Source organism: Pseudoalteromonas luteoviolacea CPMOR-1, assembly GCF_001625685.1.
Lineage (GTDB): Bacteria > Pseudomonadota > Gammaproteobacteria > Enterobacterales > Alteromonadaceae > Pseudoalteromonas > Pseudoalteromonas luteoviolacea_K.
The window spans coordinates 58,616-70,485 of record NZ_AUYC01000041.1 but is presented as its reverse complement, the minus strand read 5'-3'; the positions used below and the strand labels follow the sequence as shown (position 1 = coordinate 70,485).

Sequence of the window (11,870 nt, the reverse complement as noted above, 5' to 3'; positions counted from 1 at the left end):
CAAGCATTTTTTAAAGAAAACCGATAAAAACGCATTGCTCGCGCAATTATTGAGCTAAACACACTAAAACTGTACATTTCACGTCCATTTTTCAGTGATTAACTCACTCTAGAGATTTAAATCATTAAACTCTACACTAGAGCTATCTTCATTTTAGAGTCTTAAAATCATGTTAAGAACGTATAAAGGTATCTCCCCTAAGTTATCTGAAGGGGTATATGTAGATGAAAGCGCAGTTTTGGTTGGCGATATTAGTATTGGCAAGCATAGCAGTGTGTGGCCATTAGTGGCCGCTCGTGGCGATGTCAATTATATCACCATTGGTGAGCGAACCAATGTACAAGATGGCAGCGTTTTACATTTAACACGCAAAAGCCCAGCAAACCCCGAAGGCTACCCTTTGATCATTGGTGATGACGTGACGGTCGGACATAAAGTCATGCTACACGGTTGTAGACTAGGTAATCGTATCTTGGTGGGCATGGGTGCGATTGTCATGGACAATGTCACTGTTGAAGATGATGTCATTATTGGTGGCGGTGCGCTAGTCCCACCTAACAAAACACTGGAATCTGGCTATTTATATGTTGGCAGTCCCGTCAAGCAAGCTCGCAAGTTAACAAACCAAGAGCTCGCTTTTTTAAAAGTCTCCGCGCAAAATTACGTAGAGCTTAAAGATGAGTATTTAGAGGAAGGTTAACTCTATTTCACCTGATGCCGAATAGCTTTCATCTTCTATGAGCTCTTCGGCTTGCATTTCATAATCAAACTGATGATTTCTAAAATGCACCAATGGCTCTTCTAACGTTGCAGGTACCGCAATAACACACGGCACTATCATGCCAGAAACCATGGCAGTAAAGACTAATCGACTAAGCGCAGCGTCAAAGTGAATATCATCATTAAATAAGACCGCTTGATTCATGATTATTTTACCCTTTCCAATACCGCTTCAATATTTGGAGATTTACCTCGCCACACAGTATACGCTTCAGCCGCTTGCCCCACTAACATGCCAATACCATCAATCAGCTGACAATTTGAATTGTGTGTCGCTATCCAGTTTAAAAAACTCGTCTGCGTATCACTATAAAACATATCGTAACCCCAACTTGTCTGCGCCACTACATCGCCCGCAATATTCGGTATGTCACCAGTGACACTCGAAGAGGTTGAGTTTATTACACCTGTGTAAGGTAAGTGTGGGATTTCATTGAGTGCGACAGCAGTGACTTTACCATAAGGGGCAAATAGCGTCGCTAATTGTTGAGCTTTAGACACCGTACGATTGGCTATTACAATGTGTTTAACACCCGCTTCTAATAATGGATAAATACACCCTCTTGCCGCACCACCAGCGCCCAAGAGCAAAATAACAGCATCTTGCAATTGCACATGATGCCTGAGTAAATCAGAGACTAAGCCAGCCCCATCGGTATTATCACCTAGAATTGTGCCATCATCTTGCCGCTTTAATGTATTAACAGCGCCAGCCAGTTTTGCCCGCTCAGTTAACAGATCAGCATAATTAAATGCTGCTTCCTTGAACGGTAAAGTGACATTCGCTCCAAGCCCGCCATCTGCAAAGAACGCATTGATACTACTAACAAAGCCATCTACCGGCGCCAATATAGCGGTATAGTCAATCTGCTCATTAAGTTCAGATGCAAATTGCGAATGAATCTCTGGCGATTTAGAATGCTTTATCGGGTTACCAAAAACCGCGTATTTATCCATTTTTAGCCTAACAATAGTGATAGTGAATGAAGCAGTTAATTAAACGTATCTTTAATAAAGATGCAAGTGAAGATCCTAAGACATCGCAAAATCATCATGCACCTAACCCAGAACGCACACCCTATGAATTAATTGGTGGTGAAAAAGGGGCGCTCGCTTTAGCAAATCGCTTTTATGATGTGATGGAGAGCGATCCCTATGCAAAACCACTGTACGATATGCACCCGCTGCCACTTGATAGGATCCGTCAGGTATTTTTTGAATTCTTGTCTGGTTGGTTGGGTGGTCCTGACTTATTTGTAGAAAAGTATGGTCATCCGCGCCTCAGAATGCGCCACATGCCTTTTACTATCAACCAAGACCTGCGTGACCAGTGGATGTATTGCATGGATAAAGCACTGGATGCAGAGATTGATAACCCTTTACTGCGTGAAGGCTTAAGAAAATCGCTAGCACAATTAGCGACACATATGATTAACCAAGATTAGCCTGCTATTTGTAATTTTGCATTAGCGGAGTCACTTTTGCGCTGAGTCAAATTGTACGGGGTTATTCACACGCATAATGGATGCTTAATTTCCATTAGGTGCGATGCGTGTGAAGTCTATTCAACATAAAATATATGCCCTACTCGCCATTACTGGTGTATTGGTACTCATAGCCAGTATCCTGAGTAATAGTAGTCAGCAAAAAAACCTCGCCGAGCAAACTGTCGAAACCAATATTCGGTTACTGGCCGATAACTACTTTGATTCTATCAATACCATGATGCTTACCGGCACGATGTCTAATCGTCATATTCTCGGAGAAAAGCTTCGTAACCATGACAATATTGAAGATGCGCACATCATACGAGGTGATCAAGTCAATAAGCTTTACGGTCAAGGAAACGCCAATGAATCTCCCCAAACGGATGCTGAACATGCGGCACTGAGAGGTGAAGAACTATTAGTCATCGAGCAACGCGGTGATAAACGAGTGATGACTTACCTAAAACCCATGGTTGCCAGTGCTGATTACAAAGGCACAAATTGCTTAGGCTGCCATCAAGCGCAAGAAGGTGATGTGTTAGGCGCAGTCAAAATCAGCTACTCTCTGAGCGATATCGATAATACTGTCGATACCAATACCGTATTTAGTACCGCACTACTAAGTACCATCTTTGCCACTGCGTTCATCATTTTAGGTATCTTGTTCCGCAAACTATTTATCGTTCGCTTAAAAAGGCTTGGCAAAACCATGCGCCTTGCTACGTCCAATCAAGACTTAAGCTTACGCATTGAAGATGATATAGATGATGAGCTAGGTCGCCTTGCTACTAACTTCAATAAAATGATGGCAGCCTTTAAAGATAGTATTGCCGAGGTGTCCCGTTCATCAAAAATCCTGATCCACTCTGCGGAGCATATATACACCGCTGCAGAAACCACAGAAGAAGCAATACAAGCGCAAAAGCAAGGGACAGATTCTGTCGCCGCAGCAATCAATGAACTAGAGAGCTCATCCAGTGAAGTAAAAAATACCACCCACTTTGCCTCTGAAAAGTCTGACAGTAGCAATCACCTTGCAGAGCAAAGTATGTCAATTGCCCACACCACAGAGCAAAGTATCAATCAATTAGCCGATGATATTCGAGATGCGGCTAATCAAGTCAGTCAATTGCAAACACAAACTCTGGCCGTTGGCAAAGTGCTAGAGGTAATAAGCAGTATCGCGGAGCAAACGAATTTACTTGCGCTGAACGCAGCCATAGAAGCCGCACGTGCAGGAGAAGCTGGCAGAGGGTTTGCGGTGGTTGCCGATGAAGTGAGAACTCTGGCAACTCGTACTCATGACTCTACAGATGAGATACGCCGCACCATAGATAAATTACAACAAGAAGCACAGCAAACCGTCAGCGCAATGACGGCTTCCTGTGCAGAAGCGGATGATCGCGCACAACAAGTGCAACAGGTTGCTCAGGCGTTAAAGGATATTTCATCTCAAATGCATGAGATCAATGCGCTCAATGTGCAAATAGCCGATGCCACTGAGCAACAAAATCAAGCAGCTGAAGAGATCAACCAAAGTGTCGTCGCCATTCGGGATAATGCCGAGCAATCTTTGGAAGATGCCCACGGTAGTAAACGAGTCAGTGAAGAGCTACTCGAGCTAGCCCGCTCTTTGGACGAGCAGGTGCGAGGGTTCAAATTAGACTAACCATTAAAAAAGGAGCATCACGCTCCTTTTTTAACAACTCAATCTTTGATAGCTCAACCAATTTATGAGAGCACGTCTATATTCAACCAATCTTGTGGTTTTAAGAAATGCTCATATAACTTTGCTTCATTAGAGCCAGCCTCCGGGGTGAAGTCATACTCCCATCTAGCTAATGGCGGCATCGACATCAAAATGGACTCCGTACGACCACCACTTTGCAAACCAAATAATGTGCCTCGGTCCCATACTAGATTGAACTCCACATAGCGACCACGACGATAAAGCTGAAAGTCGCGCGCTTGCTCAGTCACTGGAGAAACCTTCCTGCGCTCAATGATGGGTACATAAGCAGGCAAAAAGCCTTCGCCAACGGCTTTCATAAAGGCAAAGCTCTTATCAAAACCCCACTCATTCAGATCATCAAAAAATAATCCACCTACACCACGGGTCTCATCTCGGTGTTTTAAGTAAAAATAATCATCACACCACTTTTTATACCGCGGATACACGTCATCACCAAATGGGTCACATAGGTCTTTTGCGACTTGGTGCCAGTGCTTAACGTCTTCCAAATGCGGATAAAACGGCGTTAAATCAAAACCACCACCAAACCACCAAATCGGCGCTTCGCCTTCTTTTTCAGCAATGAAAAAACGCACATTGGCGTGACTGGTTGGAATATGCGGGTTTTTCGGGTGAATAACCAAAGAGACGCCGCAGGCATGGAAACTTCGCCCCGCTAATTCGGGTCGGTGCGCTGTTGCGGATGCTGGCATTGAAGCACCAAAGACATGAGAGTAGTTGACTCCGCCTTGTTCAATGACGTCTCCCCCTCTAAGCACACGCGTTCGACCGCCGCCGCCTTCTGCACGCTCCCATTTATCTTCCACAAATCTGCCGCTGCCGTCAGCTTGTTCTAGGCCTGCACAAATAGCATCTTGCAATTGTAATAAGAATTCCTTGACCGTTTCTAAGTTCACTTTGCTCACGCGCTTAGCTCCTAAATACTTTACCTGTCATTGCATCACGAATTTGACTCGGTGCAGTGCGACCGCCCAGCGCTCCTTCTTGATAAAAGCCAACACGTTCATTAAACATGGCCTTTGCTTCATCGATAGTCATTGCTGGCTCTTCACCACTAAAGTTTGCACTGGTAGATACAAGCGGCTTACCAAAATCCTGACACAACTGCTTAACTACAGGGTGATCGGTCACACGAACTGCAATGCTCGTATGTTCACCCGTTAACCATTTTGGTGTAGTCGATTTCGCTGGCAGAACCCATGTGACAGGCCCAGGCCATGCAGAAAAAATCTCTGCACGTTTATCCATCGGGATCTTTGCATCATCTACATATGCTAAGCATTGGGCAAAATTGTCTGCGATTAGGATAAGGCCTTTTTCAATAGGTCGTTCTTTTAACGCGAGCAATTTATGCACTGCACTTTCGCTATCCGGATCACACCCCAAACCAAAAATGGCCTCAGTGGGATAACAGATCAACTCACCTTGCTGCAATGCTTCAATCGCCGACTGCGGCTTAGCTGTTTGATTTTCATTGTGACTCATAGGGATCCTCAATCATATGCTGACAAGCTTTTTGCGGACATTGTAGCATAGCTTTTCCAGCCCGCTTTTTTTGCACCATCACAGGCCAATCACATTGTTCACACTGATGCGCAACGGGATACTGATTTAAACTATATTTGCATTTTGGATATGCATCACACGCATAAAAAAACTTGCCGTACTTGTTCTGTCTTTTTTGTAAGTGCCCTTTATTGCATTTAGGACACAGGGGGAGCGTATCTGTTTGCTCCTCTTCTTCATGCACAATGAAGTCGCACTCGGGGTAGCCAGTACAGCCTATAAACATGCCATATCGACCATTCCTGATCACCAGTGCTCTCCCACATTCTGGACATGGTGCATCATCTAACACTTTAATTTCATTGCTCTCATGATGAGCAAAAGCACGCATGTAATCGCATGTAGGGTAATTGGCACAACCAAGAAATGCTCCATTTTTGGAGTGTTTGACCACCAGCTCTGAACCACATTTAGGGCAGATCTCGTACTCTTTTTCTAGCGCGTGTTTATCTGCGTTAAAAAGAGAGTGATCAATTTTGCTCATTTTTCTCACCTTCACTGTACATGCTTTGCGCTATTTTACTGCGTGTATCAATATAAGGACAATAAAATTACACCTACATCGAGGCATTCTTCTATAAACGGCTAACTTATACGTAGATTTGAAAACCATATCAGCAATCTGATGGTTTAAAAGGCATGCTGTTAATCGAGGTCAATGTCTGTAGCTACGGCACTTTGATATTTCAAATATGCCGCAGATGTATCAATGCAATAATCCTGATGGTTGTTCAAAAATTAAGTCTTCCATTTGCGCATAGGCATGTTCTTTTCCGGGCACATTAAATAGCACCATTAAAATTACCCATTTTAAATCATCAAGACATATAGATGACTTTTCAAGTGCCAACATACGATCAACCACCATTTCTCTGGTGGTACAATCAATTACGCCAATTTGCTCAACAAACATTAAAAAGCCGCGACACTCGACATCGAGCACTCTACATTCTTCTGCGGTATAAATACGTATCGCTGAGTCTGGCTTGGCATTAAGGTAGGGAAATTCGTCACTGTGTTGAAGATCTGCTAGCTGCTCTAACCAATCTAGCGCTTTATAAATTTCAGCTTGGTCAAAACCTGCGCCGACTAGTTCGTCTGTCAATTGATTTTGCTCTACGAAGATATCCGCTTCGCTGTGAATATAGTTTTCAAATAAATACATCAGGATATCAAACATGTTTAACCCCTCGCTAATTTGATGTAGCCGTTTAATACACGTTCTACTTTGTCTTCAAGCTCTAAGTCCAATAGTCTGGCAAGTACCTGCTCTACTGGCCACTGGGTCCTCTGTGCTAAGGTATCGACGTCAGTTACCTCATAGCCGAGATTGTGCAAAATGGGGCAAGTCTCCTGTTTTTTTTCACTTTCTATAATATATAGACTGTTTTCCGGTAAAAAGCTCACCTCTTCGATAATATCACTGACATTTTCAGTCAGCTTGGCACCTTGCTTTATTAAAAAATGACACCCCTCAGATAAACTATGGCGAATTGATCCTGGGATCGCAAATACATCTTTATTCTGTTCAATGGCATAACGCGCAGTGACCAATGAGCCGCTTTTTATTTCAGCCTCAACCAATAACACACCTAAAGAAAGCCCAGAAATAATGCGATTTCGCCTGGGGAAATGAGTGCCGTGAGGTTTTGTCCCAGGTAAAAATTCACTCACAATCAAACCTTGCTCGACAATACGCCAATACAACTCATCATGACGTTTGGGATAAACAACATCAGCACCAGTGCCTAACACGGCAATCGTTTTTTGGGTACTGTGCAAAGCACCATTGTGTGCTGCCCCATCAATACCTCTTGCCATGCCAGAAGTGATAACAAAATTTGCATCGCCCAATTGCTTAGCAAAATCATAGCCAATTTCCATACCCATTCTCGATGCACTGCGACTGCCAACGATGGCAATTTGTGGTTGATGCAAGAGCGTGCTGTCTCCACGGCAAAATAGCAACCAAGGCGGGCTACTAATATGTGTCAATGATTCTGGGTAGCAGGCATCAAAGTAATGAACGATTTGAATATTGAGTGTCGTACAATGCGCCAAAATACGCTCAACTTTACCCCAGTCGGTACGATGTATTTGCTTTGCCAAATTTTCGTGGAGTCCTAACTGACAAAGTGCAGATTTAGACAGACTAAAAAGGTCTGGTAGTTTGATTTTCTGTGTGAGCGCGATAATCGTGCTAACACCGATACCGTGGCACAAGTATAAGGCCACCGCATCTCTTGATGATAAGTGTTCCATGCTCCCTCCTTGAGCAATTTAGAATTAATCGGTTACGCTATCTCCCACTTGAATAGGTTGTGTTGTCTTCATCACCATGGCATAACTGATATTGTCATAGACTTTAAACAGCATAAGCTCACCAACCTTTTCGCTGGGCATATGCCAAACCGTACTGTTTTCACTGTTCTCTTCACCAAACCAAGAGCCAATGTCACCAATTAATTTATCGAGGCTGCTCGAGTCTTCTAGATACTTTGGCGTGCCATTACGTTCAACCACTGTAGGAGACTGCCGCAAAATATCTAATACGCTCCCCTCAACCAATTGCTGTTCACTGCCAACATTGAGCACCACAACGGACAGAGGTCCAAATTCACTGTGTTGGTTACTACTGGCAATGATTACACCGTCCACTGCTTGGCTCGGCTTACTCATTTTAAAAGTGGCTTTGAGATCTTGTCCCTGAGGTAATGGCATCAAAAAATCGCCCGCTTTAATCTCACGCTTGACCGCTTCAACTTTTACCGTGCTGGGTATCCCATCTTCAATATTACCGGATTTCATCGCCCGAGCAGTGCCCACTAAAATGGTTTCATAGGCCAAAGTGCGTGACCCATCCTTGTATGCACTGCCCTGGCGGTAAACGCCATAATTCCCGCCTTGTAACAGGTTTCCTTTCACATACAATAAGTGGCCAGTAACACTCATTTTAAAATTCTTATTCGAACCGAGTACAATGGGAAATTGAGCTAAATCGTCTTTTTCAAGCGCTTGGTCATAGCTCAAATACGGCTCCAAAACAGCTAAAGGAAGCGTTGGTATCGCAGTACCCTTCTCTGCAATGATACGCACATGAGGGGATAGTTTTCTTACCCCCTTATCAATTATTAATACCGGATTCCCATTTTCATCCAAACCAAGTGACAAAATATCACCAGGGTATATTAAATGCGGGTTATCAATTTGTGGATTTGTCTGCCATAACTGAGGCCATTTCCATGGACTATGCAAATATAAACTCGAAATATCCCAAAGCGTGTCACCTTTTTTCACTACATAGCGCTTGGGTGCGTCTGATTTAACCGTTAATGTATCGGCAATAGCAGGAAAAACAGCGGCAGCTGCCATGATCAAGGCTGCAATTTGAGATTTCATTCCGAATTCCTTGAGTTATTTTTAGATATTATCCACCAAAACCTGTTAAAGGGGAACGTGAATGGCTAAAATAAGACCATACATTACCCCATTTATAAAGACTGTAAAAGGTATCTATGGCAAAGTTAGAAGTGCTTAAATTTCCCGACGAGCGTTTGCGTACAGTGGCAAAGCCTGTGGAAGAAGTAAATGATGAAATCCGTCAAATCGTTAAAGACATGCTTGAAACCATGTATGACGAAAACGGGGTTGGTTTAGCCGCGACGCAAGTTGATATTCATCAACGCATTGTCGTCATCGATGTGTCAGAAGAACGCAATGAGCCTTACGTTTTAATCAACCCAGAAATCATCTCATCAGAAGGCACTATGGTATGCGAAGAAGGCTGTTTATCAGTGCCTTACTCGTATGCAAAAGTAGACCGCGCGGAAAAAGTCACCGTGAAGGCACTTAACGAGCACGGTGAAGAGTACCAATTTGATGCTCAAGAACTGCTGTCTAATTGTGTGCAACATGAGCTAGACCACCTTGCAGGCAAGCTATTCATTGATTACTTATCGCCACTGAAGCGCCAACGTATCAAAAAGAAAATTGAAAAAGAAGCACGCCTAGCGGCAAAAGCATAATCAAATTTATTTAATTGGATAATTTATTCGTGAGTAACCCTTTGCGTATAGTATTTGCGGGCACGCCAGACTTTGCTGCACGCCACCTACAAGCATTGCTCGATTCTCATCATGAGGTTGTGGCAGTCTACAGTACACCAGATAAGCCCGCAGGTCGCGGTAAAAAGCTTAAAGCCAGCGAAGTTAAAACGCTCGCTTTAGAACATGATCTACCCGTGATCCAACCCGCTTCATTAAAAAGCGAAGACGCGACCCAACAGCTCGCTGAATTAAACGCTGATGTGATGGTCGTTGTCGCCTATGGCTTATTACTCCCCAAAGCAATTCTTGAAACGCCTAGATTGGGGTGTCTCAATGTGCACGGTTCTATCTTGCCTCGTTGGCGTGGCGCAGCCCCTATTCAGCGTGCTATCTGGGCTGGAGATAAAGAAACTGGCGTGACCATTATGCAGATGGATGAAGGCTTAGATACCGGTGACATGCTACATATCGCCACCTGCCCGATAGACGCTCACGAAACAAGTGCAAGTCTATATGCCAAGCTTGCCGAGCTAGGCCCCTCAGCCTTAGTAGAAACTTTAGATGCGCTGGGGGCTGGAAAAATCACAGCTGAAGTTCAGGACGACGCACACTCAAACTATGCGAAAAAGTTGTCTAAGCAAGAAGCCGATATCGACTGGACCATGGACGCAGAACAAATCGAGCGCAATATTAGAGCATTCAACCCTTGGCCGATGTGTTTTACACAGATGCAGTCACAGACAGTGAAAATATGGCAAGCAAACGTCATAGAACAGCAAGGTGAAGCGGGTACCGTTTTGAGCGCAGACAAGCATGGTATTGTCGTTGCGTGTGGCACCCATGCCTTACAAATCTCTCAACTACAACCGCAGGGCAAAAAGCCAATGTCAGCGCAGGACTTTTTAAATGGTCGTGCTGAATGGGTAACACCTGGTAATAAGGTAGGTGCCTAATGGCCAATGTACGCGCACTAGCGGCACAAACACTATTTCAAGTCGTTGATAAAGGCCAATCGCTCACAGCGCAATTGCCTTACGCTAGCCAAAAGCTACCAGTCAAAGATCGCGCCTTGCTGCAGCAAATGTGCTACGGCGTGCTGCGCTATTTACCGAGCCTTGAAAACTATTGTCAGCAGTTACTTGATCAACCACTACGGGGCAAACGTCGCGTATTTCAGTTTTTGCTTTATGTCGGTATTTATCAACTTCAGCATATGCGTGTCCCCGCTCATGCAGCAGTAGCGGAAACCGTTAATGCACTCAAGCCACTCGGTGCGCCGGGTATGAAAGGCCTAGTCAATGCAGTACTGCGCAACTTTCAACGTCAGCAGGCAACACTTGAGCAAAGTGCGAGTGAGATAGTAGTCTGTCAGTATAATCACCCAAGCTGGTTTATTAAAAAGCTTCAGGCTGCCTACCCTGACAAATGGACTGATATCCTTGAAGAAAACCAACTACAGGCCCCCATGTGGCTGCGTGTAAATCAACGTCAAGCTGATACGGATACCTACGCTAAGCAACTAGATCAAGCAGACATTGACTATACTCTGGATGAATCGCACCCCGATGGTATTTTACTTGACCACCCAGTAGATGTGACAAAATTACCAGGCTTCTCAACGGGTGCAAGTTCTGTGCAAGATGCAGCGGCACAAATGGCAGCTCGCTTATTATCACCGCAAGATGGCGACACGATTTTAGATGCCTGTGCTGCACCGGGCGGAAAAACCTGTCATATCTTAGAACTTGCAGATACCCAAGTCACCGCATTAGATGCTGACGAAAAGCGTTTAGAGCGCGTCACTGATAATCTGAATCGCTTATCATTAACTGCACAGTGCGTGCATGGGCTCGCGGATGAGCCTGATAACTGGTGGCAAGGCGAGCAATTTGATCGTATTCTGTTAGACGTACCTTGTTCTGCAACTGGGGTGATCCGTCGCCATCCAGATATTAAGTGGCTAAGACGCGCCGCAGACATTGACGAGCTAGCGAAATTACAAGCAAAAATACTGGATAACATCTGGCCATTGCTGAAATCAGGCGGTACCTTGGTCTATGCAACCTGCTCTGTATTGCCGGAAGAAAACCACAAGCAAATCAATGCCTTTTTATCACGTACAGAGGATGCAAAGCACATTGCACTGCATGCGCACGACAAGGTTGAACAGCCCGGCTTACAATTATTGCCAGGCATCACGGATGGCTTCTATTACGCCAAGTTGCAAAAACTCTAAAC

14 protein-coding genes are annotated in these 11,870 nt (G+C 44.4%); 6 read left to right on the top strand and 8 right to left on the bottom strand.

The window, feature by feature from the left end; genetic code table 11:
* The first annotated feature begins 166 nt into the window (after positions 1 to 166).
* Entirely contained in the window at positions 167 to 700 is a 534-nt protein-coding gene (locus N473_RS18505) for a gamma carbonic anhydrase family protein (protein ID WP_196766429.1), read from the top strand.
* Here the strand turns inward: N473_RS18505 and N473_RS18500 are convergent.
* Positions 686 to 925 carry a DUF1488 domain-containing protein gene (locus tag N473_RS18500; protein WP_039611114.1) on the bottom strand — a complete coding sequence of 80 codons (240 nt, stop codon included), beginning with the start codon at positions 923 to 925 and terminating at the stop codon, positions 686 to 688. The two genes, N473_RS18505 and N473_RS18500, sit on opposite strands and share 15 nt — an antisense overlap.
* A 2-nt stretch (positions 926 to 927) precedes the next feature.
* Positions 928 to 1,737 (bottom strand): shikimate dehydrogenase, encoded by an 810-nt coding sequence (gene aroE / locus N473_RS18495; protein ID WP_063369195.1) that lies wholly within the window; start codon positions 1,735 to 1,737, stop codon positions 928 to 930.
* A 26-nt stretch (positions 1,738 to 1,763) separates the two neighbouring features.
* Between aroE and N473_RS18490 the strand changes: the two genes are divergently transcribed.
* Positions 1,764 to 2,225, top strand: a complete 462-nt coding sequence (locus N473_RS18490) for a group II truncated hemoglobin (RefSeq protein ID WP_063369194.1) — start codon at positions 1,764 to 1,766, stop codon at positions 2,223 to 2,225.
* A gap of 103 nt (positions 2,226 to 2,328) precedes the next feature.
* The gene (locus tag N473_RS18485; protein ID WP_063369193.1) at positions 2,329 to 3,936 is read left to right on the top strand and encodes a methyl-accepting chemotaxis protein; all 1,608 of its coding nucleotides are present in this window, start codon (positions 2,329 to 2,331) and stop codon (positions 3,934 to 3,936) included.
* A 62-nt stretch (positions 3,937 to 3,998) separates the two neighbouring features.
* Here N473_RS18485 and hemF read toward each other — a convergent pair whose 3' ends face one another.
* The 6 genes from hemF to N473_RS18455 form a co-directional block, all read right to left on the bottom strand.
* Entirely contained in the window at positions 3,999 to 4,925 is a 927-nt protein-coding gene (gene hemF / locus N473_RS18480) for an oxygen-dependent coproporphyrinogen oxidase (protein WP_063369192.1), read from the bottom strand.
* 4 nt (positions 4,926 to 4,929) lie between these two features.
* Positions 4,930 to 5,505, bottom strand: a complete 576-nt coding sequence (locus tag N473_RS18475; protein ID WP_046357231.1) for a Sua5/YciO/YrdC/YwlC family protein — start codon at positions 5,503 to 5,505, stop codon at positions 4,930 to 4,932.
* A complete protein-coding gene (locus tag N473_RS18470) occupies positions 5,492 to 6,070 on the bottom strand; it encodes a type I DNA topoisomerase (RefSeq protein WP_063369191.1) in 579 nt (192 codons plus the stop codon). Before N473_RS18470 ends, N473_RS18475 begins: the two co-directional genes overlap by 14 nt.
* Positions 6,071 to 6,292: 222 nt before the next feature.
* Positions 6,293 to 6,766: a DUF494 family protein gene (locus N473_RS18465; RefSeq protein ID WP_063369190.1), complete on the bottom strand. Its 474-nt coding sequence runs from the start codon at positions 6,764 to 6,766 to the stop codon at positions 6,293 to 6,295.
* A 2-nt stretch (positions 6,767 to 6,768) separates the two neighbouring features.
* Positions 6,769 to 7,848: a DNA-processing protein DprA gene (dprA, locus tag N473_RS18460; protein ID WP_063369189.1), complete on the bottom strand. Its 1,080-nt coding sequence runs from the start codon at positions 7,846 to 7,848 to the stop codon at positions 6,769 to 6,771.
* Between the two features lie 24 nt (positions 7,849 to 7,872).
* Complete coding sequence (locus tag N473_RS18455) at positions 7,873 to 8,985, bottom strand: LysM peptidoglycan-binding domain-containing protein (protein ID WP_063369188.1); 1,113 nt, start codon at positions 8,983 to 8,985, stop codon at positions 7,873 to 7,875.
* Between the two features lie 116 nt (positions 8,986 to 9,101).
* Between N473_RS18455 and def the strand changes: the two genes are divergently transcribed.
* From def to rsmB, 3 genes are read left to right on the top strand one after another with little or no spacing between them, the layout of a single operon-like run.
* Entirely contained in the window at positions 9,102 to 9,611 is a 510-nt protein-coding gene (gene def / locus N473_RS18450) for a peptide deformylase (protein ID WP_039611123.1), read from the top strand.
* A 29-nt stretch (positions 9,612 to 9,640) separates the two neighbouring features.
* Complete coding sequence (fmt, locus tag N473_RS18445; RefSeq protein ID WP_063369187.1) at positions 9,641 to 10,585, top strand: methionyl-tRNA formyltransferase; 945 nt, start codon at positions 9,641 to 9,643, stop codon at positions 10,583 to 10,585.
* Complete coding sequence (rsmB, locus tag N473_RS18440) at positions 10,585 to 11,868, top strand: 16S rRNA (cytosine(967)-C(5))-methyltransferase RsmB (protein ID WP_063369186.1); 1,284 nt, start codon at positions 10,585 to 10,587, stop codon at positions 11,866 to 11,868. The genes fmt and rsmB overlap by 1 nt, the downstream gene beginning before the upstream one ends.
* Positions 11,869 to 11,870: the final 2 nt, after the last annotated feature.